23 protein-coding genes and 1 pseudogene are annotated in these 25,180 nt (G+C 61.0%); 16 read left to right on the forward strand and 8 right to left on the reverse strand.

Annotation, left to right across the window (positions count from 1 at the left end):
• Positions 1–18: 18 nt before the first annotated feature.
• Both AAEZ09_RS10110 and AAEZ09_RS10115 read right to left on the reverse strand, forming a co-directional pair.
• Positions 19–1,737, reverse strand: coding sequence for a C13 family peptidase (locus AAEZ09_RS10110; RefSeq protein WP_350599377.1), 1,719 nt, complete (start codon positions 1,735–1,737; stop codon positions 19–21).
• Between the two features lie 113 nt (positions 1,738–1,850).
• Entirely contained in the window at positions 1,851–2,306 is a 456-nt protein-coding gene (locus AAEZ09_RS10115; RefSeq protein ID WP_350599379.1) for a MaoC family dehydratase, read from the reverse strand.
• 196 nt (positions 2,307–2,502) lie between these two features.
• Here AAEZ09_RS10115 and AAEZ09_RS10120 point away from each other — a divergent pair, with 196 nt between their 5' ends.
• From AAEZ09_RS10120 to AAEZ09_RS10130, 3 genes are read left to right on the forward strand one after another with little or no spacing between them, the layout of a single operon-like run.
• Positions 2,503–2,865 (forward strand): CidA/LrgA family protein, encoded by a 363-nt coding sequence (locus AAEZ09_RS10120; RefSeq protein ID WP_045061510.1) that lies wholly within the window; start codon positions 2,503–2,505, stop codon positions 2,863–2,865.
• On the forward strand, positions 2,862–3,578 hold the full coding sequence (locus tag AAEZ09_RS10125) for an LrgB family protein (protein ID WP_045061509.1): 717 nt from the start codon (positions 2,862–2,864) through the stop codon (positions 3,576–3,578). Before AAEZ09_RS10120 ends, AAEZ09_RS10125 begins: the two co-directional genes overlap by 4 nt.
• Before the next feature lie 11 nt (positions 3,579–3,589).
• The gene (locus AAEZ09_RS10130; RefSeq protein ID WP_350599381.1) at positions 3,590–4,180 is read left to right on the forward strand and encodes an LON peptidase substrate-binding domain-containing protein; all 591 of its coding nucleotides are present in this window, start codon (positions 3,590–3,592) and stop codon (positions 4,178–4,180) included.
• Positions 4,181–4,205: 25 nt separating this feature from the next.
• On the opposite strand, the gene AAEZ09_RS10135 is transcribed toward AAEZ09_RS10130, so the two are convergent.
• Both AAEZ09_RS10135 and AAEZ09_RS10140 read right to left on the reverse strand, forming a co-directional pair.
• Positions 4,206–5,522, reverse strand: coding sequence for a bifunctional DedA family/phosphatase PAP2 family protein (locus AAEZ09_RS10135; RefSeq protein WP_350599383.1), 1,317 nt, complete (start codon positions 5,520–5,522; stop codon positions 4,206–4,208).
• Between the two features lie 184 nt (positions 5,523–5,706).
• Positions 5,707–6,405, reverse strand: a complete 699-nt coding sequence (locus tag AAEZ09_RS10140) for a DNA-3-methyladenine glycosylase (protein ID WP_350599386.1) — start codon at positions 6,403–6,405, stop codon at positions 5,707–5,709.
• 170 nt (positions 6,406–6,575) lie between these two features.
• Between AAEZ09_RS10140 and AAEZ09_RS10145 the strand changes: the two are divergent.
• From AAEZ09_RS10145 to AAEZ09_RS10205, 13 genes and pseudogenes are all read left to right on the forward strand, one after another.
• Positions 6,576–7,865, forward strand: a pseudogene (locus tag AAEZ09_RS10145) (glutamate-5-semialdehyde dehydrogenase); the annotation flags it as partial.
• Position 7,866: 1 nt separating this feature from the next.
• A complete protein-coding gene (gene nadD / locus AAEZ09_RS10150) occupies positions 7,867–8,556 on the forward strand; it encodes a nicotinate-nucleotide adenylyltransferase (protein WP_177328597.1) in 690 nt (229 codons plus the stop codon).
• 72 nt (positions 8,557–8,628) lie between these two features.
• A complete protein-coding gene (gene rsfS / locus AAEZ09_RS10155) occupies positions 8,629–9,123 on the forward strand; it encodes a ribosome silencing factor (RefSeq protein ID WP_045062095.1) in 495 nt (164 codons plus the stop codon).
• A gap of 12 nt (positions 9,124–9,135) precedes the next feature.
• Entirely contained in the window at positions 9,136–9,603 is a 468-nt protein-coding gene (gene rlmH / locus AAEZ09_RS10160; RefSeq protein ID WP_003185785.1) for a 23S rRNA (pseudouridine(1915)-N(3))-methyltransferase RlmH, read from the forward strand.
• Between the two features lie 10 nt (positions 9,604–9,613).
• On the forward strand, positions 9,614–11,509 hold the full coding sequence (gene mrdA, locus AAEZ09_RS10165) for a penicillin-binding protein 2 (protein ID WP_350599391.1): 1,896 nt from the start codon (positions 9,614–9,616) through the stop codon (positions 11,507–11,509).
• Between the two features lie 31 nt (positions 11,510–11,540).
• Entirely contained in the window at positions 11,541–12,644 is a 1,104-nt protein-coding gene (gene rodA / locus AAEZ09_RS10170) for a rod shape-determining protein RodA (protein ID WP_205893075.1), read from the forward strand.
• 17 nt (positions 12,645–12,661) lie between these two features.
• Positions 12,662–13,672, forward strand: coding sequence for a lytic murein transglycosylase B (gene mltB / locus AAEZ09_RS10175; RefSeq protein ID WP_045062093.1), 1,011 nt, complete (start codon positions 12,662–12,664; stop codon positions 13,670–13,672).
• The gene (locus tag AAEZ09_RS10180) at positions 13,672–14,685 is read left to right on the forward strand and encodes a septal ring lytic transglycosylase RlpA family protein (protein WP_045062092.1); all 1,014 of its coding nucleotides are present in this window, start codon (positions 13,672–13,674) and stop codon (positions 14,683–14,685) included. Before mltB ends, AAEZ09_RS10180 begins: the two co-directional genes overlap by 1 nt.
• Positions 14,686–14,865: 180 nt before the next feature.
• Positions 14,866–16,023 carry a D-alanyl-D-alanine carboxypeptidase family protein gene (locus AAEZ09_RS10185; RefSeq protein WP_045062091.1) on the forward strand — a complete coding sequence of 386 codons (1,158 nt, stop codon included), beginning with the start codon at positions 14,866–14,868 and terminating at the stop codon, positions 16,021–16,023.
• An 86-nt stretch (positions 16,024–16,109) separates the two neighbouring features.
• A complete protein-coding gene (locus tag AAEZ09_RS10190; protein WP_045062090.1) occupies positions 16,110–16,385 on the forward strand; it encodes a DUF493 domain-containing protein in 276 nt (91 codons plus the stop codon).
• Entirely contained in the window at positions 16,385–17,032 is a 648-nt protein-coding gene (gene lipB, locus AAEZ09_RS10195) for a lipoyl(octanoyl) transferase LipB (RefSeq protein WP_350599395.1), read from the forward strand. Before AAEZ09_RS10190 ends, lipB begins: the two co-directional genes overlap by 1 nt.
• 1 nt (position 17,033) lies before the next feature.
• Entirely contained in the window at positions 17,034–18,056 is a 1,023-nt protein-coding gene (lipA, locus tag AAEZ09_RS10200) for a lipoyl synthase (RefSeq protein WP_045062088.1), read from the forward strand.
• 172 nt (positions 18,057–18,228) lie between these two features.
• Positions 18,229–19,179, forward strand: a complete 951-nt coding sequence (locus tag AAEZ09_RS10205) for a S66 peptidase family protein (RefSeq protein ID WP_205893041.1) — start codon at positions 18,229–18,231, stop codon at positions 19,177–19,179.
• Positions 19,180–19,296: 117 nt separating this feature from the next.
• On the opposite strand, the gene AAEZ09_RS10210 is transcribed toward AAEZ09_RS10205, so the two are convergent.
• From AAEZ09_RS10210 to leuS, 4 genes are all read right to left on the reverse strand, one after another.
• Positions 19,297–20,619, reverse strand: coding sequence for a lytic murein transglycosylase (locus tag AAEZ09_RS10210; protein WP_350599397.1), 1,323 nt, complete (start codon positions 20,617–20,619; stop codon positions 19,297–19,299).
• A gap of 121 nt (positions 20,620–20,740) precedes the next feature.
• The gene (gene holA / locus AAEZ09_RS10215) at positions 20,741–21,778 is read right to left on the reverse strand and encodes a DNA polymerase III subunit delta (protein WP_045062085.1); all 1,038 of its coding nucleotides are present in this window, start codon (positions 21,776–21,778) and stop codon (positions 20,741–20,743) included.
• A 39-nt stretch (positions 21,779–21,817) separates the two neighbouring features.
• The gene (locus tag AAEZ09_RS10220; protein WP_045062084.1) at positions 21,818–22,423 is read right to left on the reverse strand and encodes an LPS-assembly lipoprotein LptE; all 606 of its coding nucleotides are present in this window, start codon (positions 22,421–22,423) and stop codon (positions 21,818–21,820) included.
• 87 nt (positions 22,424–22,510) lie between these two features.
• Positions 22,511–25,117 (reverse strand): leucine--tRNA ligase, encoded by a 2,607-nt coding sequence (gene leuS, locus AAEZ09_RS10225; RefSeq protein ID WP_045062083.1) that lies wholly within the window; start codon positions 25,115–25,117, stop codon positions 22,511–22,513.
• Between the last annotated feature and the right edge of the window lie 63 nt (positions 25,118–25,180).

Consider the following 25,180-nt stretch of genomic DNA (forward strand, 5'->3'; position numbering starts at 1 on the left):
CCCTTGATACTGTTCAGCTTAGTTGCTCTTTGCATCCTTGCTGTCGACAGACACACTTTGCAGCGCTTTGCGTGCCTGCTGCTTGCGCAATAATTGCCAGTGCGACAGGACGGTTTTGGGCGCCCAGATCTGCGGTTCGGATGCTTCAAAGTTGTCAGCCAGCTCGCGCTCGGCCACGGTCGCCCTGGCCAGCTTGAAGGCTTGTTCCAGGTCATCGGTCTGGTTCAGCGCCTGGGCGAACAGGGCATCGCCGAAATAGGTGAAGTTGGCTTCCTCGGAGCAGCCGAACGACACGCGATCAGCCCGTGAGGCGGTCATGATCAGGGTGCGTTCATCCTTGAGGGTAGGGATGAAACCACCGGAGTAGCACGCGGAAATCACGATGACCTTGTCGCGATTTTTCAGCGGGGCCAGCACTGCGGCAAGCTCGTCTGCCGGCAGGTCTGACAACTCCATGCGCGGCTGGTCCAGGACCAGTTCATGTTCGCTGGTGCCGTGGCTGGTCAGGTAAATGAAAATAAGGTCTTCCGGCCCGCTGCGCTCGGCCAGGGTCGCCGCGGCGCGACGCAGGTTTTCCCGGGTGGCCATCGGTCGATCCACCAGATGGTCGCGATGATTGACCAGGCGGATCTGGCCAAACGCACCGAAACGGCTGCTGAGCATGTTGCTGACGTAATCGGATTCGCGCAGGAACACGCTCTGCTTGCCATCCCCCCCAAGAGTCAAGGTGTAGAGCTCGACGGCTGGCGTCGAGGCGGGCACGCTCGCCAGCGCGTCGTCCAGCAACCGGCCCTGGGCCAGCAGGCCAAGCTCAAGGCTGTCAGGCAGCAGCTTGCCTTCAGCATCGCGAACCCGCTGGCCAGCGATCCAGGTGCCGCTTTGCACGGTGCCGTCAGTCAACACCAGCGTGCCGCGACCCGAGTAGCTGTCATTGTCGAAGTGGCCAATATAGAAACTGCCGTCCGCAAGGTTCAATCGACCTGGGCCGCTGAAGCGCCAATCGCTGAACTGACCCACGTAATGGCTGCCATCGGCGCCGATCAGTTCGCCTTTGCCATTGAGCGACCCTTCCTTGAACTGACCGAGCCAGACATCGCCGTCGGCGTTCTCGTAGCGACCCTTGCCGTGCAGCTGGTTGTTCTTGAAGCTGCCGACATAGATGTCGCCATCGGCACTGTTGAAGGTCCCGTTACCCTCCAACTGGCCGTCGACGAAATTGCCGGTGAACTGGTTGCCACTGGCATCGCCGCGCTGGCCTTCACCGTTAGGTTTGCCATGGGCGAACTGGCCCTGATACGAACTGCCGTCATCGAGCTCGAGGCGACCCAGTCCTGAGTATTGATCGGACTTGAACTCGCCGCGATAGGTCATGCCGTTTTCTTTGAGGGTGCCTTCGCCGTCCCGTCGACCGGCCTTGAAACCGCCGGTGTAGCTGCTGCCATTAGTGGTCAGCGTACCCTGGCCGTCGAACAGGCCCTGGTTGAATTGTCCGCGATACACTTCGCCATTGCTGCCGTGCCACTCGCCCTGGCCATGCCATTGGCCTTTGTCGAACTCGCCGGCATACCAGCTGCCGTTCGGATAATCGACGCGGCCCTGGCCCTGCAGCAATCCGTCTACCAGTTCGCCGCGATAGCGTCCGCCGTCCGGCAGGCGCGCGTCAGGGGGCAGCAGCGATTCGCCGTCTCCGCAAGCGGTCAGCAACAGGGTCAACGCGAGGAGGGCAATCGAGCGCATAGCGGGATCCGGGCAATTAGGCGACCGAGTATGCCGCAGCTCCATGACCTTATATAGCCAGGAAAGCAGGAGAAGGCGCGAAACAGCATGAGCTGCTTCGCATCCAGGATCATTTACACGAAGCAGAGCGACAGGGGTTCGGCAACGTAGGCCGGTTTGTCTGAGCCCTCGATCTCCAGCGTGGCAGTGGCCTTGAGGAGCCATTGGCCGGGCTTTTTCTCGGTGACTTCGGCCAGGTCGACCTTGAGGCGGACCCTGGAATTGACTTTGACCGGCTGAATGAACCGCACGCTGTCGAGGCCATAATTGACCACCATCTTCAGGCCTTCAGGCAGTATGAGGATGTCTTCCATCAGCTTGGGAATCAGCGACAGCGACAGGAAGCCGTGGGCAATGGTGCTACCGAATGGCGTTTGCGCGGCTTTGACCGGGTCAACGTGGATGAACTGGTAATCCCCGGTGGCTTCGGCGAACAGGTTGATGCGCTCCTGGTCGATGGTGAGCCATTCGGAACTTCCAAGTTCCTTGCCGACATAATCTTTGAGCTCTGCAACTGGAACATAGGGCATTGAGACTCTCCTTGGGTTCATCGGTTTTATAATTTTGAGGTGGGGGGCTCAGACCTCCCGAATTACCACTTTAGATCACCATGGCCGTTTACTGCGGTCAACTGACCATGCTTTTGGCGAATGCCGGTCCATAGCGTGGGCATGCTTATAATGCTCGGCCCGCCATTGCGGGTGACAGGTTTGGCGGGAGGCCAGGATGTTGTTACGAGGTTTGACATGGCTGGTGCTGTTCCAATTGCTGGGAACAGCGATCAATCACCTGTTTCTGCCAGTGTTGCCGGGGCCCATCGTCGGGCTGCTGCTGTTGCTGGCTTATCTGATCAGTCGCGGGCAGGTGGGCGAGCCACTGAGCCTGGCGGCGGGCAGCCTGCTGCGTTACCTGCCGCTGTTGCTGGTGCCGCCAGCCGTGGGCGTGATGGTGTACGCCAAGGATATTGCCGCAGACTTCTGGGCCATTGTTGGCGCGCTGGTGCTGTCGCTGCTGCTGTCGATGGCGTTCGCCGGGGTGCTGATGCAGCGTTTGGTCAAGCGTCACGCGCCGCCTGAGGACAGCCAATGATCTTTGACTGGCAGGGCGCCTGGACGTCCGTGATCCACCATCCATTGTTCGGCATCGGCATTACGCTGGGCGCCTACCAGCTGGTGCTGGCGGCGTTCGAGAAAACCCGCTGGGTCTTTTTACAACCGGTACTGGTGTCCATGCTGTTGGTGATCGCAGTGCTGGCAGGTTGCGGCATTACTTATGCCGAGTATCGCAAGAGCACCGAGATCCTCAGCATCCTCCTGGGGCCGGCGACTGTGGCGCTGGCCGTGCCGCTCTACCTGAACCTGCGACGCATTCGGCAGTTGTTCTGGCCGATATTTACTACGCTGGTGATAGGCGGCGTGGTCGCTACCGGTCTTGGAGTGTTGCTGGGTTGGTCGTTCGGCGCAGAGCACATGATCCTGATGACCATGGCCCCCAAGTCCGTGACCTCGCCGATTGCGATGCTGGTCGCGGAACAGATTGGTGGGGTGGCCGCGCTGGCGGCGGTGTTCGTGCTCATAACCGGCGTGATCGGGGCGATTTTCGGGCCTGGCCTGTTGAATCGGCTCGGCGTGCACAGCCCTGAGGCGCGAGGCATGGCGTTGGGCATGACGGCCCATGCGGTGGGCACTTCGGTGGCCCTCCAGGAAAGTGAAGAGTGCGGCGCCTTTGCGGCGCTGGCAATGAGTCTGATGGGCGTGGCCACGGCGGTATTCCTGCCGTTGGCGGTGTCGATGGTGGTGTAAGGAAAATGTCTATGAGCTTGCCGCTTTTTCCACTGAACACAGTGCTGTTTCCTGGCTGCATCCTCGACTTGCAGATTTTTGAGGCGCGCTACCTGGACATGATCAGCCGTTGCATGAAGCAGGGCGGCGGGTTCGGCGTGGTGTGCATCCTTGATGGCGAAGAGGTCGGCCTTGCTCCGCAGGGTTATGCGCTGGTGGGCTGTGAAGCGTTGATCACCGACTTCAAGCAGCAGGCCAATGGTTTGCTGGGCATTCGCGTCCAGGGCGGCAGGCGCTTCAATGTGCTGCGCACCGAGATCCAGCGCGATCAGTTGACGGTGGCCGAGGTCGAGTGGCTGGAAGACGAGCCGGAGCAACCGCTGCAGGACGAAGACGCGGATCTGGTGGCCTTGCTCAAGGCATTGGCCGAGCACCCGATGGTCGAGGCCTTGAACATGGGTACCGAAGCGACCGGGCAGCAGTCGTTGGCCAATCAGCTGGCGTATCTGTTGCCGTTCGCCGAAGTGGACAAGATCGATTTGCTGCAACTCGATGATCCGCAGCAGCGCCTGGATGCCATCCAGGCGCTGCTCGATGAACTGCAAGGCGAGTTGTTCGCCTGATCACCACGCCAATGCGCGCTGCGCCTCAGTAGGCGTAGCGCAGCATGGCATGCGGCAAGTGGCGCAGGGCGAAGAAGCCGAACAGCGCCACCATTGCGGGCAATACCAACCACCAGACCCTGGGTGGCATGGCCTTCAATTCGTCACCGCGCTGTATTGTCCACAGGCTTGCCGCACAGACACAGGCCGCCAGCATGGCCCCTGCCGTAATGTCGGTCGGCCAGTGCGCACCCAGGTAGACCCGCGACAATGCAATCGCCAGCGCCGGCAGGCATCCCACCAGCAGCCAGGTCAGGCGCATGCGTGGGGGTTGCCCGCGACCGGCCAGCACCGCCAGGGTCAGGAACAGCGCAAATGCCCCGGAGGCATGGCCGCTGGGCATGCTGTAGCTGGTCAGTGGGTCGCTGAGAATTTCCGGACGTACCCGGGCGAAGAACTGCTTGGTCCCGGTATTGGCCAGTGCCGTGATCAACAAGGTTGCGCAGGCAAATATTGCCTGGCGCCACTGACGCATCACCAGCAGCAAGGTCACAAGCAGTGCGCTGAACAGCAGCATGTTGCGGAATTCGCCGATAATCGTCAGCGTCACGGCGACTTCATCGAGTGTCGGGCTGCGATGTTCCTGTACCAGCGTCATCACCCCCTGGTCGAGTGCGGTCAGGTGCGGATAGCCGATAAACAACCCGGCCAGAATCAGCAGGCTCATGCTGGCAATCAACACAGTCGCCTTGCGATGGCGACGCATGCTGCTGGTGATGCTCAAGCCGACCATTACCGCAATGCTGCCCGCCACGATGCCGGCTTCCGGCCAGAAACCTTCCGGCAAAGGCAGGCGAATCGCCGCGCCGGTGGCCCAGCCAGGCAGGAGGTAGGCGACGCTCCAGCCAGCTGCAGCCAACAAGCTTACGGCGGCAAAGCGCGGGAAGGGCATGTCGAACATTCCCGCGACCATGGGCAGCATGGGACGCAGCGGGCCGATGAAGCGGCCAACCAGCAAACTGGCAATGCCATAACGCTGGAAGTACGATTCTGCACCGGCAATCCATTCCGGATGATGGCGCAAGCCGGGCAGGCGACGGATGTTCTGGTGAAAATGTCGCCCGATAAAGTACGACACGATATCGCCCGATATGCCGGCGATAAATCCCAAGAATAACGTCTCGCTCAAGGATAGCGCGCCACTGCCGGCCAGCACTGCGACGGCAAACAGCAATACGGTACCGGGGACAATCAGTCCTGCAATCGCCAGGCACTCGACGAAGGCCACTATGAATACAGCCGCGGCCAACCACTGCGGGTTAGCCGCAAGCCATCCGGTCACGCTATCGAGCCATGGGCCCATAAAAACTACTCCATCGAATTTTTATAAGCGTCCGCAGTGGACGAACGCAGGCTTCAACACACCACCGAACCCTGTAGGAACGAGCTTGCTCGCGATGGTCGCTAACGATAGCGAGTGCTTTAGATCAGCGCGGCGCTCTGGAAAACATCGCGAGCAAGCTCGCGCCTACAGGGGGCTCGATTAATCAATTCAGCAAAATATAATCCCGCCCTTCGACCTGCCCGCGTCGCAGCGGGTTCCGCGTGCAATAGGGCGCATAAGCAGCATCGACGAAGCGGTACATCAGGTGTTCATCCCGTCCTTGGGGAATTCCCAGTCGAGTGGTCTGGATCACATGAGCCGGTGCCGCTCCCACGTCTTCCACCAGCAGCACCTCATGGTCAAAGCGCTTGGCGTCCCACATTGGCACTTTCAGGCCCAGCGCCTTGCACAGCAAGGTCTGCCCGGCGCAGAGCTTCTGCGACGGGCGAGGGCGTCCTTGGCCATCGGGGTTGTTCAACAGCATTTGCGCGAGGCTGGCCGGGCCGCTCAGTTCGTCGACCCAGGGGTAGGCCGACTTGATCAACACGGCATTGCCCGGCCCGAGGGCGCTGAAGTTCAGGGAGTCACCGCCGCGGGCGTAATACATATAGATGTGGCCGCCATCCAGAAACAAAGCCTTACGCTTTTCTGTATAGCCTAGGGAGGCGTGGCTGCCTTTTTCTTCGAAGTAATAGGCTTCGGTCTCGATGATTCTGGCGCTGAGCCACAATCCACCGACCCGGTGCCGGATAACTTTGCCCAGCAGATCCCGCGCCAGCGTCTGTGCGTCGCGGTCGAAAAAAGCGTCCGCAAGCCCGTGGGGCTTGAGGGCGGCGACGGATGGGGCAGTCAGGTTAGTCATGATGAACAGCGTTTATCAGGGCTGATTGAGCCGTGATGATAACAATGTGCACCTTAATTACGGCTGAACGTCGGCAAATTGAAGTCCATTTCGACCATCCGCCCGTCACCGCTGTTAGTCACGGGTCGCGACAGCTATAATCTGCCGCTTTACTCTTTAACAAGACCAAGCAAAGACCACTCCAGACCATGACTGAGTCCGTTCTTGACTACATGACCCGCCTGGGTCGCGCTGCCCGCGAAGCTTCTCGCGTCATTGGCCGTGCCAGCACCGCGCAGAAAAACCGCGCCCTGCAGGCTGCTGCCAATGCGCTGGACGCGGCGCGCGTCGAGCTTGCCGCTGCCAATGAGCTGGATCTGGCGGCCGGTCGTGCCAATGGTCTGGAGCCTGCGCTGCTGGAGCGCCTGGCCCTGACGCCGGAGCGTATCGACGGGATGATCGTCGGTCTGCGCCAGGTCGCGGCCTTGCCCGACCCTGTGGGCGCCATTCGCGACATGAGCTTTCGGCCTTCAGGTATTCAGGTCGGCAAGATGCGTGTGCCCCTGGGGGTGATCGGGATCATCTACGAGTCGCGTCCCAATGTGACCATCGACGCCGCCAGCCTTTGCCTCAAGTCGGGTAATGCGACCATTTTGCGTGGCGGCTCCGAGGCGATTCACTCCAATCGCGCCATCGCTGCGTGCATCCAGCGCGGCCTGGCCGAGGCCGAGTTGCCTGCCGCCGTGGTGCAAGTGGTCGAAACCACTGACCGTGCAGCAGTCGGCGCGCTGATTGCCATGCCCGAGTACGTCGATGTCATCGTGCCCCGTGGCGGCCGTGGCCTGATCGAACGGGTCAGCCGCGATGCGCGAGTGCCCGTGATCAAGCATCTTGACGGTATTTGCCACGTTTACGTCAGCGCTCACGCCGACCTGGCGAAAGCCCGGCGCATCGCCTTCAACGCCAAGACCTACCGGTATGGCATCTGCGGTGCGATGGAAACCCTGCTGGTGGATGAAACCGTTGCCAGGGATTTCCTGCCGTCGATGGCCGCCCAGTTCCGCGAGAAAGGCGTTGAACTGCGCGGCTGCGCCCGGACCCGGGCGATCATCGATGCGGCCGTGGCCACCGAAGACGACTGGAACACCGAATACCTGGCGCCGATCCTGTCGATCCGCGTAGTCGATGGGCTGGACCAGGCCATCGAACATATCAACCAGCACGGTTCCCATCACACCGACTCGATTGTCAGCGAAAGCCTCGCCGACACGCGACGTTTCGTCGCCGAAGTCGATTCGGCATCGGTGATGATCAACACCCCGACCTGCTTCGCCGACGGGTTTGAATATGGATTAGGTGCCGAGATCGGCATTTCTACTGATAAGCTGCACGCCCGCGGACCTGTGGGTCTGGAAGGCCTGACCTGCGAGAAATATATCGTGGTCGGCGATGGCCAGTTGCGCGGCCAGGCGTCGGTTTGACTTGGGCGACCTCGACCTGACAGCGCCGGTCACTCCCGACGAGCCTGCCCCGCGACGCATAGGCGTACTGGGCGGCACGTTCGATCCGGTGCACATCGGCCACTTGCGCGGTGGGCTGGAAGTCGCTGAATCCCTGGCGCTGGACGAATTGCGCCTGACACCCAGCGCCCGACCGCCTCATCGCGGTACGCCGCAGGTGTCGGCGAAGGACCGGTTGGCAATGGTCGAATGCGCGGTGGCCGGTGTGGCACCGTTGGTGGTGGACGCTCGCGAATTGCAGCGGGACAAACCGTCCTACACTATCGACACCCTGGAGCTGATGCGCGCCGAGCTGGCCGCTGAGGACCAGGTTTTTCTACTTTTGGGCTGGGACGCATTTTGCGGCCTGCCCACTTGGCATCGCTGGGAAGAGTTACTCCAGCATTGCCACATCCTGGTGCTGCAACGCCCGGATGCCGACAGCGAACCGCCGGATGCCTTGCGCAACCTGCTGGCAGCGCGTTCGGTGAGCGACCCGCTGGCCCTGAAAGGGCCGAGCGGACAGATTGCATTCGTCTGGCAGACGCCGCTCGCGGTATCCGCCACCCAGATCCGTCAACTGCTGGCCAGCGGTAAGTCGGTACGTTTCCTGGTGCCCGACGCGGTCCTGGCCTACATCGATGCGCACGGACTCTACCGTGCGTCGAACTGAAAAACGGCGAGCTTCAAGGCACGTGATCACGTGTAGCGAAGCGCCCGAACATACGAGCAAAACGAGTTTTATATGACTGACAAAGACGTAGCTAAAGTAAAGCGCAAAGGCACATTCAAGAGCGCCCCTCTGCCAGTAGAGGCGCCAACCGGGCCGGAGTTGCGCGGTGAAGAGCTGGTCAAGGTTGCCGTTGCAGCCCTGGAAGACGTGAAGGGCCAGGACATCCAGGTCATCGACGTTCGTGAAAAGCAGAGCATCACCGATTTCATGATCATCGCCACCGGTACTTCGAACCGCCAGATCGGCGCGATGCTGGACAAGGTCCGCGAAGCCGTCAAAGCCCTGGGCGTCAAGCCATTGGGTGAAGAAGGCAAGGGCGACAGCGACTGGGTATTGCTGGACATGGACGACGTCATCGTACACATGATGACTGCCTCGGCACGTCAGTTCTATGACCTGGAACGCCTGTGGGCCGGTGCCGAGCAAAGTCGTTCGGCCAGCGCTGCACACCACAGCCCAGAGAACACCCATGAGCACTTCACCAAGCTCAACAAAGACCAGCAATAATAAGGGACCGCTGTGCGACTGCGACTGATCGCCGTCGGTTCACGCATGCCCAAATGGGTGGAAGAAGGCTGGCATGAATATGCCAAGCGTCTTCCATCCGAGCTGGCGCTGGAACTGGTGGAAATACCGCTCAATACCCGTGGCAAGAACGCCGACGTGGCACGCTTCATCCGACAGGAAGGCGAAGCCATGCTGGCTAAAGTCGGCCCGAACGAGCGGATTGTCACTCTCGAAGTCCACGGCAAGCCCTGGAGTACAGAGCAGTTGGCGGTCGAACTCGATCGCTGGCGCCTGGACTCGCGTACGGTGAACTTCATGGTCGGTGGCCCCGAAGGGCTGGCGCCGGAAGTCTGTGCCCGGGCAGATCAGCGCTGGTCGCTCTCGCCGTTGACCCTGCCGCACCCCCTGGTGCGGATCCTGATCGGCGAACAGCTGTATCGTGCCTGGACAGTGCTGTCCGGCCACCCTTACCACAAGTAGCTTTGCCCTCATGCCCCAGCCAATCCGCATCAAGGACCACGAAAAAGACGCCCGTCTGGTGCGTGGCCGCGTCGTGTTCGGGGCAATTGCGGTGGTGACGCTGATTTGTGTGCTGATTGCGCGGCTGTATTTCCTGCAGGTGATTCAGTACGAGTATCACTCGACCCTGTCGGAAAACAACCGGGTGCATGTGCAGCCGATCCCTCCGACTCGCGGGTTGATCTTCGACCGCAATGGCGTCGTTGTCGCCGACAACCGGCCCAGTTTCAGTCTGAGCATGACCCGCGAGCGTTCCGGCGACTGGCAGCAGGTGCTCGATGTGATCGTCGAAGTCCTGGAGCTGACGCCGGACGATCGGGTGATATTCGAAAAGCGCATGAAACAGGGGCGCCGGCCGTTCGAGCCGGTGCCGATCCTGTTTGAACTCTCGGAAGAACAGATCGCCCGGATCGCGGTCAACCAGTTCCGCCTGCCCGGGGTGGAAGTGGTTGCGCAACTGGTGCGCCACTACCCGCAGGGCGCGCACTTCGCGCACTCGGTGGGTTACATGGGGCGGATCAACGAGAAAGAGCTCAAATCCCTCGATCCGGTCAATTACAGCGGCACCCATCACATTGGCAAGACCGGTATCGAACGATTCTACGAACCCGAACTGCACGGCCAGGTGGGTTACGAAGAGGTTGAAACCAACGCGCGAGGCCGTGTACTGCGGGTGCTCAAGCGTACCGATCCGATTCCCGGCAAGGACATTGTCCTGAGCCTGGACATCAAATTGCAGGAAGCTGCCGAAGCGGCACTCGGCGGGCGGCGGGGCGCCGTGGTGGCATTGGACCCGGCCACCGGCGAAGTGCTGGCGATGGTCAGCCAGCCGAGTTTCGACCCTAACCTGTTCGTCACCGGCATCAGCTTCAAGGCCTATGCCGAGTTGCGCGATTCCATTGACCGGCCGCTGTTCAACCGCGTGTTGCGCGGCCTGTACCCGCCGGGCTCGACCATCAAGCCTGCCGTGGCCATTGCCGGCCTGGATTCAGGCGTGGTGACCGCATCGACCCGGGTGTTCGATCCGGGTTACTACCAGCTGCCAAACTACGACCACAAGTACCGCAACTGGAACCGTTCCGGTGACGGCTTCGTCGATCTGGACACGGCAATCATGCGCTCCAACGACACCTATTTCTACGATCTGGCGCACAAGCTGGGGATCGATCGGCTGTCGGCCTATATGGGCAAGTTCGGCATCGGCCAGAAGGTCTCGCTGGACATGTTCGAAGAATCGCCGGGGCTGATGCCGTCCCGCGAGTGGAAGCGCGCCACCCGCCGTCAGGCGTGGTTCCCTGGCGAGACATTGATCCTGGGGATCGGCCAGGGGTACATGCAGTCGACACCGCTGCAACTGGCGCAAGCCACGGCACTGGTGGCGAACAAGGGCGTCTGGAATCGTCCGCACCTGGCCAAGACGGTCGAAGGCGAGAGACCCAAGGACGAAAACCCGATGCCGGATATCATCCTGCGCGATCCGTCGGACTGGGCCAAGGTCAACCACGGCATGCAGCAGGTGATGCACGGTGCCAGGGGCACTGCGCGCAAGGCAGCCATTGGTGCGCAATACCGCATTGCCGGCAAAAGTGGTACGGCCCAGGTGGTCGCGATCAAGCAGGGCGAGAAGTACGACCGCTCCAAGGTTCAGGAGCGTCACCGCGACCACGCCCTGTTCGTCGGCTTCGCGCCGGCCGAGAACCCGAAAATCGTCGTGTCGGTAATGGTCGAGAACGGCGAGTCCGGTTCCGGCGTAGCGGCACCAGTGGTCCGTCAGATCATGGATGCCTGGCTCCTTGGCCAGGACGGTCGGCTGAAAGCCGAGTACGCCAGCCCTACCAGTGCGGAGGCTACGGCCCGTGAAGAGTAATTTCGATCGCATCCTCTCCAGTGAAGATGTGATGCGTCGCCGTGCGACGCTGCTGCAACGCATGCATATCGACGGTCCGTTGCTGATCCTGCTGTTGACCCTCGCGGCCGGCAGCCTGTTCGTGCTGTATTCGGCCAGCGGCAAGAGCTGGGATCTGCTGGCCAAGCAGGCCACCTCGTTCGGCATCGGCCTGGTGTCGATGGTCGTCATCGCCCAGTTCGAGCCGCGCTTCATGGCCCGTTGGGTGCCGGTAGGTTACGTGCTGGGCGTGCTGTTGCTGGTGGTGGTCGACATCATGGGCCACAACGCCATGGGTGCCACGCGCTGGATCAACATTCCCGGGGTCATCCGCTTCCAGCCTTCGGAGTTCATGAAGATCCTGATGCCGGCGACCATCGCCTGGTACCTGTCCAAGCGCACCTTGCCGCCGCAGCTCAAGCACGTGGCGGTAAGCCTGTTCCTGATCGGTTTGCCGTTCATCCTGATCGTGCGCCAGCCCGACCTCGGCACTTCGCTGCTGATTCTGGCGGGGGGCGCCTTCGTGTTGTTCATGGGTGGCCTGCGCTGGCGCTGGATCCTCAGCGTGCTTGCGGCCGCGGTGCCGGTATCGGTCGCCATGTGGTACTTCGTGATGCACGAATACCAGAAACAGCGCGTGCTGACCTTCCTCGACCCTGAGAGCGATCCGCTGGGCACCGGCTGGAACATCATTCAATCCAAAGCCGCCATTGGTTCCGGCGGGGTGTTCGGCAAGGGCTGGCTGCTGGGTACCCAGTCGCACCTGGACTTCCTGCCGGAAAGCCACACCGACTTCATTATTGCGGTGTTGGGCGAAGAGTTTGGCCTGGTGGGCATCTGTGCGCTGCTGCTGATCTACCTGTTGCTGATTGGCCGGGGCCTGGTCATTACTGCCCAGGCCCAGACATTGTTCGGAAAATTGCTCGCCGGTGCCCTGACCATGACGTTTTTTGTTTACGTTTTCGTCAACATCGGTATGGTCAGTGGCCTGTTGCCGGTTGTGGGGGTGCCGTTGCCGTTCATTAGCTACGGAGGAACTTCGCTGGTGACACTGCTGTCAGCGTTTGGGGTTTTGATGTCGATCCATACCCATCGTAAGTGGATCGCGCAAGTTTGAATAAGGTGAAGATTTCAATGCAAGAAATGCGTGGCTGGGCGACTCGATACGCGCCGTGGGTCGGCCTGGTAGGCATCCTTGGCACAGCGCAGCAAGCGCTGGCCGGCGATTACGAAGGCACTCCGCAGGTGGCCGAGTTCGTCGGTGAAATGACCCGCGACTACGGTTTCGCCGGTGAGCAGCTGATGGGCGTGTTCCGCGAAGCCGAGCGCAAGCAGTCGATTCTGGACGCGATCTCGAAACCTGCCGAGCGGGTCAAGCAGTGGAATGAGTATCGCCCGATGTTCATCTCCGACGCGCGCATTGCCCGCGGTGTGGACTTCTGGCGCCAGCACGAAGCCGTATTGGCGCGTGCCGAACAGGAATACGGGGTACCAGCCCAGGTGATTGTGTCGATTATCGGCGTTGAGACCTTTTTCGGCCGTAATACCGGTAATTTCCGGGTGATCGATGCCTTGTCCACCCTCGGTTTCGACTATCCTCCCCGTGCCGAATTTTTCCGCAAGGAATTACGCGAGTTTCTGCTGCTGGCCCGGGAAGAACAGGTCGATCCATTGACCCTCAAGGGCTCGTACGCCGGGGCCATGGGGCTGCCGCAGTTCATGCCGAGCAGTTTTCGCGCCTATGCAGTGGATTTCGACGGTGATGGTCACATTAATATCTGGACCAACCCGGACGACGCAATCGGCAGCGTCGCCAGTTATTTCAAGCGTCACGGCTGGGTGGCCGGAGAACCCGTGGTCAGTCGCGCCGATGCGCGTGGCGACCAGGTGGACGAGGGTTTGACCACGGGCATCGAGCCGACTAAAACCGTCGGGGAGTTGCGAGCGTTGGGGTGGTCGAGTCATGATGCGCTGCGCGATGATATGCCGGTCACGGCTTTCCGCCTGGAAGGTGACCAAGGTCCTGAATACTGGATGGGCCTGAAGAATTTTTACGCGATCACGCGTTATAACCGCAGCGTGATGTATGCCATGGCCGTACATCAACTGTCTGAACAGCTGGTCCAAGCACGGGGCGTCAAGTAATGCGGGCATTGCCTATGAATAAACCCCTGAAGCTGATGGCATTCGGTGCCTTGGCGGTGCTGGTCGCCAGTTGTTCGACCAGCCGTTCTCCTACGCAAAAACCTGCGACCACGGCTGTGCGCACCATGCCGGGCCTGGACATCAACCGCGCTCACAAAGACGGCGCGCCATGGTGGGATGTCGACGTATCGCGCATTCCGGATGCCACGCCGACCCTGCATACCGGTCCTTACAAAGCCAACCCCTACACCGTGCTGGGCAAGACCTACTTTCCGATTCAGGAATCGAAGAGCTACGTGGCATCGGGCACAGCGTCCTGGTATGGCACCAAGTTCCATGGCCAGAACACCGCCAACGGCGAAGTCTATGACTTGTACGGCATGAGTGCCGCCCACAAGACCTTGCCACTGCCAAGCTACGTTCGGGTGACCAACCTGGACAACAACAAATCAGTGGTGCTGCGAGTCAACGATCGTGGGCCGTTCTACTCCGACCGGATCATCGACCTGTCCTATGCGGCAGCCAAGAAGCTCGGTTATGCCGAAACCGGGACCGCGCGCGTCAAGGTCGAGGGTATCGACCCGCAACAATGGTGGGCCGCCAAGGGGCGTCCGGCGCCGTTGATGCTCAATGAACCGCAGATCGCCCAGAACAAGGCACCGGTCATCACAGCTTCGGCCGGTACGGTGGAGCAATGGACTCCGCCGCCACAGCAACACGCGGCGGCCGTAGTGCCCGTGCAGATCGATGCAAAAAAAAACGCTTCTGCACCAGCCTCTGGCCAGTATCTGCAGGTGGGCGCGTTCGCCAACCCGGACGCTGCAGAGCTCCTGAGATCGAAGCTGAGCGGAATGGTGAGCGCTCCGGTGTTCATCAGTTCGATAGTGCGCAATCAGCAAACCCTGCACCGGGTGCGCCTGGGGCCAATGGGCTCGCCGGGTGAAATCCAGCAGGTGCAGAACAGCGTGCGACTGGCCAATCTCGGTTCGCCGAGCCTGGTCACCGCCGAGTAATACGTAGTACTTGATTGAAGGCTCACTTGCGATTTGGGGGTGAGCCTGGTTGTTGGCTCGATGAAGAACAAAAGCCCGGCAAGGGTTATGAGTGAACAACTGAACACGCGACAGCTCGTTAGAGTGCTGTCTGATTAGTTTTGCCTTTGGGCAGTTCCCATTAGCGATTTCGAGAGACGGATGAACATCACCACCTTTGCCAAACGCCTTTGCCTGCTAGTCCCGCTGCTCATCTCGCCTGCCGCTTTCGCGGTCGAGATGATGCCGTCGCCACCTCAACTGGCGGCTAAATCCTATGTACTCATGGACGCCAGCAGCGGCAACGTGCTGGTCGAGAACAACGGTGACCAGCGTCTGCCTCCGGCCAGCCTGACCAAGCTGATGACCGCGTACATCGCGACCCTGGAAATTCGTCGTGGCCAGATCGGCGAAAACGATCCGGTGACCGTCAGCGAAAACGCCTGGCGCACCGGCGGTTCGCGGATGTTCATCAAAGTCGGCTCCCAGGTAACGGTCAGTGACCTGCTGCACGGCATCATCATCCAGTCGGGTAACGACGCCAGTGTTGCGCTCTCCGAGCACATCGCCGGCAGCGAAGACGCCTTCGCCGACATGATGAACAAAACCGTGGCCGACCTTGGCATGACCAACAGCCACTTCATGAATCCGACTGGCCTGCCGAACCCGGAGCACTACTCGTCGGCTCACGACATGGCCGTGCTGGCTCGCGCAATCATCCACGAAGACCCTGCTCACTATGCGATCTACTCGCAGAAAGAGTTCTTCTGGAACGGCATCAAGCAACCTAACCGCAACCTGCTGCTGTGGCGCGACAAGACCGTGGACGGCCTGAAAACCGGTCACACCGACGAAGCCGGCTACTGCATGGTGTCTTCGGCTGTACGTGACGGCATGCGCCTGATCGCCGTGGTCTTCGGCACCAACAGCGAAGTGGCTCGCGCCTCTGAGACCCAGAAGCTGCTGACTTACGGTTTCCGCTTCTTCGAAACCCAGACCTTCTATCAGAAAGGCGCCGAGCTGGCCCAGGCTCCAGTCTGGAAAGGCACCACCAACCAGGTCAAGGCCGGCCTGGCTCAAGACCTGACCATGACCCTGCCAAAAGGTCAGCTGAAGAAGCTCGCCGCCAGCATGACCATGAACCCGCAACTGATTGCGCCAATCGCCAAAGGCGACGTGATCGGTAAAGTCGAAGTGAAACTGGACGACAAGGTTGTGCACAGCGCAGACCTGATCGCACTGGACGCGGTCGACGAGGGTGGTATCTTCCGTCGCATGTGGGATAGCATCCGTCTATTCTTCTACGGCTTGTTCAACTGATTTAGTGTGGACCTGCATGGCCCCGTTCCAATCCGGTGCGGGGCCATGTTCGTTACCACGGCTTACGCTTACGAGGCCGTTACGCCATGACCGATACCGAAGTAAAGGCGCCAAAGATCGAATTCCCCTGCGCGGATTATCCTATCAAGGTGATCGGCGATACCGGCGTAGGTTTCAAGGACAGGATCATCGCGATCCTTGAGAAGCACGCCACTGTTGACCTCAAGACGTTCGCCGAACGCCAGAGCACCAACGGCAAGTACACGACCATCCAGCTGCACATCATCGCTACCGGTCAAGAGCAGCTGTACGACATCAACAGCGAATTGCGCGCTACCGGTTTTGTGCACATGGTGCTGTGATGTCTGGCACGCTGGGCTTTCGCGAGCTTGGCCAGATGGCTTACGAGCCGGTCTGGCATGCCATGCAACGCTTTACCAACGAACGTGGCTGCAATGCCGCGGACGAGATCTGGCTGGTCGAGCACCCACCGGTGTTCACCCAGGGCCAGGCCGGCAAGGCTGAACATCTGCTGCTGCCGGGTGATATTCCGGTGGTGCAGGTCGACCGTGGTGGCCAGGTGACTTATCACGGCCCCGGCCAGTTGGTCGCCTACCTGTTACTCGATGTACGCAAACTCGGTTTTGGTGTGCGTGACCTGGTCACGCGCATGGAGCATTGCCTGATCGAGCTGCTGGCGAGCTACGGCGTTAGCGCTGCAGCCAAGCCGGATGCACCGGGTGTGTATGTAAACGGGGCAAAAATTGCCTCCCTGGGTTTGCGCATTCGCCACGGCTGTTCTTTTCATGGCCTGGCCCTGAACGTGGACATGAACCTGGAGCCGTTTCGACGGATTAATCCCTGCGGCTACGCCGGGCTGGCGATGACCCAGCTCAGCGATCACGCAGGATCGATTGAATTTGCCGAGGTAAGTGCCCGGCTGCGCGCGCAGCTCGTCAAACACCTCGACTATGCTGAGCAGACGACCCTAACGGGCGGAATCGACTGATATGACTACTGATGCAGTGCAAACCATGATCCCGACGCTGGATGTTACCGAGCGTCCGGCCCCGCGTGCCAAGGTTGAAGCCGGCGTCAAGCTGCGCGGCGCCGAGAAGGTTGCACGCATCCCGGTAAAGATCATTCCGACCACCGAACTGCCGAAGAAGCCCGACTGGATTCGCGTGCGCATCCCGGTTTCCCCGGAAGTCGACCGCATCAAGGCGCTGCTGCGTAAACACAAGCTGCACAGCGTGTGCGAAGAGGCGTCCTGCCCGAACCTGGGCGAGTGCTTCTCCGGCGGCACGGCGACCTTCATGATCATGGGTGACATCTGCACCCGTCGTTGCCCGTTCTGCGACGTGGGCCACGGTCGTCCGAAGCCACTGGACGTCAATGAGCCGCAAAGCCTGGCCATCGCCATCGCTGATCTGAAACTAAAATACGTGGTGATCACCTCGGTTGACCGCGATGACCTGCGTGACGGCGGTGCCCAGCACTTCGCCGACTGCATCCGCGAAATTCGCAAGCTGTCGCCAAATGTGCAGCTCGAAACCCTGGTCCCGGATTACCGTGGACGCATGGACGTGGCGCTGGAAATCACTGTGGCTGAGCCGCCTGATGTGTTCAACCACAACCTGGAAACCGTGCCGCGCCTGTACAAGGCTGCGCGTCCGGGCTCGGACTACCAGTGGTCGCTGACCCTGCTGCAACGCTTCAAGCAGATGATGCCGCACATTCCGACCAAGTCCGGCCTGATGCTGGGGCTGGGTGAAACCGATGAAGAAGTCATCGAAGTGATGAAGCGCATGCGCGAACATGACATCGACATGCTGACCCTGGGCCAGTACCTGCAGCCGTCGCGCAGCCACTTGCCAGTCCAGCGCTTCGTGCACCCGGACACCTTCGCCTGGTTCGCCGAGGAAGGTTACAAGATGGGCTTCAAGAACGTCGCATCCGGCCCGCTGGTTCGCTCTTCGTATCACGCTGACGAGCAGGCCAAGCTGGTCAAGGCCGAGCTGATGTCGTCCTGATCAACTGCTGGTAAAACAGCCCGCAAGGCTTGTCCGGCTTGCGGGCTGTTTTTTGCCTGGCCTAAGGCACACCGCGATTTTTTCCTGCAATTGGAGGGCGCTGTCCCTCTTCTGTTTGTGCCCGTTCCTGACTACTGTGGTGCAAGACGCCTTCACACCGGGAGATTCATGGATGACCGTTAAACCAACCCACGTTCTCAGCCCGCACGCTCCTGTCCCGGCGCTGCCTGCCGAGGGCCTGATCGGCGTCATCGCTCCCGCCGGCCCTGCGCCTCTGGACACCGACAAAGCCACCGCCTGGATGCGTGCTCGCGGGTATGCGCTGCGGATTTTTCCCGGGGTCTACGAGAAGGAGGGTTACCTTGCCGGCAGCGACGAAAGGCGGCTGGCGGATTTGCACGCCGCGTTTGCCGATCCGCAAGTCGATGCGATCATTTGCTTGCGTGGCGGTTACGGCACCCCGCGCTTGCTCGATCGCATTGATTTCGACCTGTTGCGCAACAATGCCAAGCCATTCATTGGCTATAGCGACATCACCGCGCTGCATCTGGCGATCAGTCGATACGCGGGGTTTGTGACCTTTCACGGGCCGCTGCTCAATGCCGACCTGCTGGGTGACCGGAAGCGGCCGACCGAGTCCTCGTTTTTCAACATGCTTAGAGGGCAGGTGAAGGCGGGGAGTGTACTGACTCACCCGGTGGCCTACCCCTTGATCACGATCGAGCCAGGCATTGCCCACGGGCGCTTGCTCGGCGGCAACTTGTCGATGATCGCGGCCGTCATGGGCACGCCCTACGCGATCGATGCCGAGGGCGTCATCCTGTTTATCGAGGACATCAACGAGCCGCTGTACCGTATTGACCGGCTGCTGACGCACCTGCGCCTGGCGGGCACGCTGGGCCAGCTGCGCGGGGTATTGGTTGGCGATGTGGCGGGGGTGGAGACGGCTGCGCTTGAGCGGTTGCTCAAGCAGACTTTCGAGCCTTTACGCATTCCGGTACTGGCCGGTTGGCGCAGCGGGCATTGTGATCCGAACCTGACGCTGCCGATGGGGGCGTTGGTGAAGCTCGATGCGGGGGGCAAGGCGTTGGTGTTGGAGCAGGATGTTGTAATCAAGTCTTAGATCATCACGGACTGATAGTCAGTCATCGCGGGCAAGCCCGCTCCCACAAGTACCAGGTTGAATGCGAATGTTGCGTACGCCCTGGATCCTGTGGGAGCGGGCTTGCCCGCGAAGCTTTTAGCGGTTACGCAAACCTTCCAGCAACTTGTGCGTCGGATACCCATCCGCCGGCCAGCCAAACGACTGTTGGGCACTGCGTATCGCCTTGCGCGTATTGGCGCCTATGATCCCGTCGGCGGTGCCCGCGTCGTAGTTCTGTGCACTCAGCAGGCTTTGCAATTCAATGCGCTCGGTACGACTCAGCGGCATGTCATCTTTGGGCCAGGTACCACTGATCAGGCCACCACCGCTGAACCGCTCTGACAGCAGGCTGACGGCCAGGGCGTAGGACGACGAGTTGTTGTACTTGAGAATCGCGCGGAAGTTATCCAGCACCAGGAAGGCCGGGCCACGGTAACCTGCCGGCAGCAGCAGGGCGGCAGACAGGTGCTCTGAGCCTGCTGGAACCTGGGCACCACCGGGCAGGGTTACGCCCAGCTGCCGCCATTCGGCGACACTCTTGCGCAGCGTGCCGTCTGCCAGGACGTAGTTGAAACCGGTCGGCAGCTGAACTTCAAAGCCCCAGGGCTGGCCTTTCTGCCATCCCGAGCTTTGCAGGTAGTGCGCGGTGGAGGCCAGCGCGTCGGCGGAGCTGCCCCAGATGTCACGGCGCCCGTCGCCATCGAAGTCCACGGCGTGGGTGTTGTAGGTCGTCGGGATGAACTGGGTCTGGCCCATGGCCCCGGCCCAGGAACCAAGCATTTTCTCGGGTTCGATATCACCCTGTTGCAGGATTTGCAGCGCGGCGATCAACTGCGCCTGGGCGAAGCCCGGACGGCGGCCTTCGTAGGCCAGGGTTGCCAGGGAGTTGATGACCGATTTACTGCCCTGGAACTGCCCGAAGTTGCTCTCCATGCCCCAGACCGACACCAGTACCTGCCGGTCAACGCCATAGCGCTGCTCGATGCTTTGCAGGATGTCGGCGTACTGGCTGACCAGCGCCTGGCCCTTGCGCACCCGCAGGGGCGAAAGCGCGCCATCGAGGTATTCCCACACCGGGCGGGAAAACTCCGGCTGGCTGCGGTCGGCGCGAATGACACTGGGGTCCAGGCTGACATTGGCGAACGTGCGATCGAACAGATCGGCACGGATCCCGGCGGCGAGTGCTTCCTTGCGGAAACCGGCCTGCCAGTCGGCAAACGTCTGCGTGGGCTGGAGGTCAAGATTTTCACCGGTCGGGACAACCGGCGGAATGACCGCAGGGGCTGTTGCGACAGGGACGGTCTGGAGCGGTTGAGCGTCGGCGGCGGTGGGTTTTTCCGCGCAAGCGACAAGCATAACGAGGCTGGAGGCAGCTAGCAGTTGGCGCAGGGGCCAACGACGGGAAAGACTAAGGGGCATGCACAGGTCCAGGGAAAAACGAGTCAGGTGCAGACCTTAACATGTTGAGCGGTTGGTTGCCTTTCAGGCCGCCCGAAAGTAACAACCCGTAGGAGCTGCCGAAGGCTGCGATCTTTTGATCTTATTCCGCAGGCAACGACAATCTCTGCCCAGCCATCAACAACGATAACCGACTCAAACTCATCCATGGCGAGCCCGCTGCCTGACCTTTGATCTGCGCATCAATACGCTGCGCTTCGAGCAACAACTGCGCCCAGCGTTGCGCCGAGTAGCGTTGCAGGGCCTTGCTCATGAGCGGTTTGCGCTTGTCCCAGACCGGTGGTCTTGCCGAGCTGAATGCCTTGTCCAGTGGTACGCCCTGGCTGTATTGCAGCGACAGGTTGGCGAGCAAACGCAGCTCCCGCGCCAGGGCCCAGAGAATGACCGGTGGCTCGACGCCTTCACCGCGCAGGCCTTCAAGCATTCGCAGTGCGTGGGCCGCTTCGCCGTTGAGAATCGCATCGGTCAGGCCAAAAACGTCGAAACGCGCGCTGTCGGCCACCGCCGCTTGCACGGTTTCCACCGTGATCTGCCCACCCTCGGCCATCAGCTTGAGCTTTTCGATTTCCTGGGCGGCAGCCAGCAGGTTGCCTTCGACCCTTGCGGCAATCAGTTCGACCGCGTCCTGGCTGGCGGAGAGCCCGGCCTGCGACAGACGCTGGCGGATCCAGCTGGGCAGCTGGTTGGCATCCACCGGCCAGATCTGCACGAACTGGGTGTGCTGGCCTTCGACCAACGCCTTGCCCCACTTGGTTTTCTGTGCGCTGCCGTCCAGCTTGGGCAGGCTGATCAGCAGTACTGTGTCTTCGGCAGGTCGCGAGCAATATTCGATGAAAGCGGCAGCGCCCTTGTCGCCGGGTTTACCCGACGGCAGGCGCAGTTCAAGCAAGCGTTTTTCAGCGAACAACGACATGCTGGCACCTGCTTGCAGCAAGGTGCCCCAGTCGAAACTGGCGTCGGCGGCGAATACCTGGCGCTCATCAAACCCCTGTTGGCGAGCCGCAGCGCGGATGGCGTCGGCGGCTTCCTGGCACAGCAGCGGGTCGTCGCCGCTGATGATGTAGACCGGCGCGAGGTTGCCTTGCAGGTGTTTGGCGAGTTGGGCGGGGGCGAGTTTCATGGGAAAGGGCGAGCGGGGCGCCTGGGCGCCCCGCAGGTCTTACTGCTGCGGCAGTTCAACGGGCGATTGACGTGGCGTCTCCGCCTCGGCTTTCTGCGCCGCTTCCATGGCGGCGGCCTCAGCCTGGGCCTTGGCGTCCGCAGTCTGCTGCATCTTATCCAATTGGGCCGGGGTGAGTTGTTGCAGGCGCAACATCATGCGCTGGACCAGATCGCGACGGATTTCCTTGCGCGCATCATCGGCTTCCAGCTCGGAGCCCACCAGGTTGTTGCCGTCGTGGATGAACACCTTCTGCACTTCGATCTTGTCGCTCAGCAGCTCGCGATCACGCTGGCCACGGATATCGTACTCAAGCACGGTCGTCAGCTGGTACTCGCCAGTGCGGCCGGCACCTGCATAGCTGAGAGTGCGCTGGCTCTCCTGCTCGTTGGTCAGGATCAGCTTGTACGGCGCGCCGGCGATAACCTTGACGCCGCTGCTTTCGAGCACCTGGCGCATCTGGGTCACGGTAGGGCCGTAGGCATTACGTGCGCTCAGGTCGAGTTCCTTGATCGCCAGCTCAGTCGTACCAGTACCACGCAGCTGGAAACCGCAGGCGCTCAACAGGACCGCAAGGCCCATCACCAGCAAATTGCGTTTGATCATCTTGTTGTTCCCCTTGAAACCAGGTGGGCCGACTGTGCGGCCCGAAAGGTTTTACTCGGCGCCAGGCTCACCTGGCGCCTGGTCCAATTAGCTGGCGACGATATTGACCAGTTTCCCGGGCACTACGATCACTTTACGAATAGTCAGGCCGTCAACGAAGCGCAGCACGTTCTCGTTGGTGCGGGCAGCGGCTTCGACTTCTTCGCGAGTCGCGCTGGCCGGCATTTCGATCTGCCCACGCAATTTGCCGTTGACCTGGATAACCAGCGTCAGGCTGTCCTGCACCAGCGCGGTTTCGTCCAGCACCGGCCAGCCGGCGTCGATCACCGCATCCGGGTGACCGAGCTGATTCCACAGCTCGTGGCAGATGTGCGGAGTGATTGGAGCCAGCAGCAGGGTCACGGCTTCCAGGCCTTCCTGCACCAGGGCGCGATCCTGCTCGGTCACTTGCGGGGCTTTTTCCAACACGTTCATCAGCGTCATCACCTGGGCGATGGCGGTGTTGAATTTGTGGTTCTGGCCGACGTCGTGGCTGGCCTGCTTGATAGCCAGGTGGATCGAGCGGCGAATGACCTTCTGCTCGTCGTTCAGGCCGGCGACGTCCAGTTTGCCCGGCAAGCCTTGAATGACATGGCCTTGAGCCAGGCGCCAGACGCGCTTGAGGAAGCGATGCGAACCTTCCACGCCAGAGTCGGACCATTCCGCGCTCATGTCGGGTGGCGAGGCGAACATCATGAACAGGCGGCAGGTGTCTGCGCCGAACTGGTCGATCATCGACTGTGGGTCGACGCCGTTGTTCTTCGACTTGGCCATCTTCTCGGTGCCACCGATTTCCACCGGCAGGCCATCGGCGATCAGCTTGGCGCTGATAACCTTGGCCTTGCTGTCGCGCTCGAGTTCGACGTCCGCCGGGTTGAACCAGGTGTAGGCACCATTGGCTTCGCGACGATAGTAAGTCTCGGCGATCACCATGCCCTGGGTCAGCAGGTTCTTGAACGGTTCGTTGGAGCTCACCAGGCCTTCATCACGCATCAACTTGTGGAAGAAGCGCGCGTACAGCAGGTGAAGGATGGCGTGCTCGATGCCGCCGATGTACTGATCCACCGGCAACCAGTGGTCAGCGGCGGATTTCTCCACCAGGCCGCCTTCATAGTGCGGCGAGGCGTAGCGGGCGTAGTACCACGAGGACTCGACGAAGGTGTCCATGGTGTCGGTTTCGCGCTTGGCCGGCTGGCCGCATTTCGGGCAGTTGCACTCGTAGAACTCGGGCATGCGCGCCAGAGGTGAACCTGCACCATCCGGGACCACGTCTTCGGGCAATACGACAGGCAGTTGATCTTCCGGGACCGGCACGTCACCACAAGACTGGCAGTGGATGATCGGGATCGGGCAGCCCCAGTAGCGCTGACGGCTGATGCCCCAGTCGCGCAGGCGGAACTGGGTGCGCGAGGCACCGAGGTTTTTCTTGATCAGCGCGACTTCGATGGCGTCAAACGCGCCCGGGAAGTCCAGGCCGTCGAACTCGCCGGAGTTGATCAGCATGCCGTGCTCGCCGTAGGCGTCCTGCCATGGCGCCGGGTTGGTGTCGCCGGAACTGGTGCGCACCACGGACTTGATAGGCAGGTTGTACTTGGTCGCGAACTCGAAATCACGCTCGTCGTGGGCCGGAACAGCCATGACCGCACCGTCGCCGTAGTGCATCAGCACGTAGTTGGCGACCCATACCGGGAGTTTCTCACCGGTCAGCGGGTGCTCGACGAACAACGAGGTCGGCAGGCCTTTTTTCTCCTGGGTGGCGACGTCGGCTTCGGCCACGCTGCCGCCTTTGCATTCGGCGATGAACGCCTGCAGCTCAGGGTTGTTCTGTGCCGCCAGGGTCGCCAGAGGGTGTTCGGCGGCCACGGCCACGTAGGTTGCGCCCATCAGGGTGTCCGGACGGGTGGTGAAGACTTTCAACGCGCCGGTTTCGCCGATGGAGTCGACGTTGTAAGGGAACTGCACTTCCATGCCGCGGGATTTGCCGATCCAGTTGCGCTGCATGGTCTTGACCTGTTCAGGCCAGCCAGTCAGCTCGTCGAGGCTCTCGAGCAGTTCATCCGCGTAGGCGGTGATCTTGAAGTAATACATCGGGATTTCGCGTTTTTCGATCAGCGCGCCGGAACGCCAGCCGCGACCGTCGATCACCTGTTCGTTGGCCAGGACGGTCTGGTCGACCGGGTCCCAGTTCACTGTGCCGCTTTTCTTGTAGATCACGCCTTTTTCGAACAGGCGGGTGAACAGCCATTGTTCCCAGCGGTAGTAATCGGGCTTGCAGGTGGTCACTTCACGCGACCAGTCCACCGCCAGGCCCAGGCTGCGCAGCTGGTTCTTCATGTAGGCGATGTTTTCGTAGGTCCACTTGGCGGGAGCCACGTTGTTCTTCATCGCGGCGTTTTCCGCCGGCATGCCGAAGGCGTCCCAACCCATGGGTTGCAGGACGTTCTTGCCTTGCATGCGCTGGTAGCGGGAGATCACGTCGCCGATGGTGTAGTTGCGCACGTGCCCCATGTGTAGCTTGCCGCTAGGGTAAGGGAACATCGACAGGCAGTAGAAAGTCTCCTTGCCTGGCTGTTCACTGACTTCAAAGGACTTTTGCTCGTCCCAGAATGACTGGGCGGCGGCTTCGATTTCACGGGGCTGATATTGTTCGTGCATGGCTACTTTTGAACTGAATAGGGGTGGCCTAATCCTCTTCGTTGCAATGCTGGACGGTGAACG

The organism is Pseudomonas sp. 65/3-MNA-CIBAN-0223 (assembly GCF_040310425.1).
GTDB classification, from domain to species: Bacteria; Pseudomonadota; Gammaproteobacteria; order Pseudomonadales; family Pseudomonadaceae; genus Aquipseudomonas; species Aquipseudomonas gregormendelii.

Excerpts from the sequence above, each read along its gene's own strand:
- AAEZ09_RS10110 (WP_350599377.1), bottom strand. The coding sequence starts at position 1,737 with ATGCGCTCGATTGCCCTCCTCGCGTTGACCCTGTTGCTGACCGCTTGC.
- AAEZ09_RS10115 (WP_350599379.1), bottom strand. The coding sequence starts at position 2,306 with ATGCCCTATGTTCCAGTTGCAGAGCTCAAAGATTATGTCGGCAAGGAA.
- AAEZ09_RS10120 (WP_045061510.1), top strand. The coding sequence starts at position 2,503 with ATGTTGTTACGAGGTTTGACATGGCTGGTGCTGTTCCAATTGCTGGGA.
- AAEZ09_RS10125 (WP_045061509.1), top strand. The coding sequence starts at position 2,862 with ATGATCTTTGACTGGCAGGGCGCCTGGACGTCCGTGATCCACCATCCA.
- AAEZ09_RS10130 (WP_350599381.1), top strand. The coding sequence starts at position 3,590 with ATGAGCTTGCCGCTTTTTCCACTGAACACAGTGCTGTTTCCTGGCTGC.
- AAEZ09_RS10135 (WP_350599383.1), bottom strand. The coding sequence starts at position 5,522 with ATGGGCCCATGGCTCGATAGCGTGACCGGATGGCTTGCGGCTAACCCG.
- AAEZ09_RS10140 (WP_350599386.1), bottom strand. The coding sequence starts at position 6,405 with ATGACTAACCTGACTGCCCCATCCGTCGCCGCCCTCAAGCCCCACGGG.
- rsfS (WP_045062095.1), top strand. The coding sequence starts at position 8,629 with ATGACTGACAAAGACGTAGCTAAAGTAAAGCGCAAAGGCACATTCAAG.
- mrdA (WP_350599391.1), top strand. The coding sequence starts at position 9,614 with ATGCCCCAGCCAATCCGCATCAAGGACCACGAAAAAGACGCCCGTCTG.
- rodA (WP_205893075.1), top strand. The coding sequence starts at position 11,541 with ATGCGTCGCCGTGCGACGCTGCTGCAACGCATGCATATCGACGGTCCG.
- mltB (WP_045062093.1), top strand. The coding sequence starts at position 12,662 with ATGCAAGAAATGCGTGGCTGGGCGACTCGATACGCGCCGTGGGTCGGC.
- AAEZ09_RS10180 (WP_045062092.1), top strand. The coding sequence starts at position 13,672 with ATGCGGGCATTGCCTATGAATAAACCCCTGAAGCTGATGGCATTCGGT.
- AAEZ09_RS10185 (WP_045062091.1), top strand. The coding sequence starts at position 14,866 with ATGAACATCACCACCTTTGCCAAACGCCTTTGCCTGCTAGTCCCGCTG.
- AAEZ09_RS10190 (WP_045062090.1), top strand. The coding sequence starts at position 16,110 with ATGACCGATACCGAAGTAAAGGCGCCAAAGATCGAATTCCCCTGCGCG.
- lipB (WP_350599395.1), top strand. The coding sequence starts at position 16,385 with ATGTCTGGCACGCTGGGCTTTCGCGAGCTTGGCCAGATGGCTTACGAG.
- lipA (WP_045062088.1), top strand. The coding sequence starts at position 17,034 with ATGACTACTGATGCAGTGCAAACCATGATCCCGACGCTGGATGTTACC.
- AAEZ09_RS10205 (WP_205893041.1), top strand. The coding sequence starts at position 18,229 with ATGACCGTTAAACCAACCCACGTTCTCAGCCCGCACGCTCCTGTCCCG.
- AAEZ09_RS10210 (WP_350599397.1), bottom strand. The coding sequence starts at position 20,619 with ATGCCCCTTAGTCTTTCCCGTCGTTGGCCCCTGCGCCAACTGCTAGCT.
- holA (WP_045062085.1), bottom strand. The coding sequence starts at position 21,778 with ATGAAACTCGCCCCCGCCCAACTCGCCAAACACCTGCAAGGCAACCTC.
- AAEZ09_RS10220 (WP_045062084.1), bottom strand. The coding sequence starts at position 22,423 with ATGATCAAACGCAATTTGCTGGTGATGGGCCTTGCGGTCCTGTTGAGC.
- leuS (WP_045062083.1), bottom strand. The coding sequence starts at position 25,117 with ATGCACGAACAATATCAGCCCCGTGAAATCGAAGCCGCCGCCCAGTCA.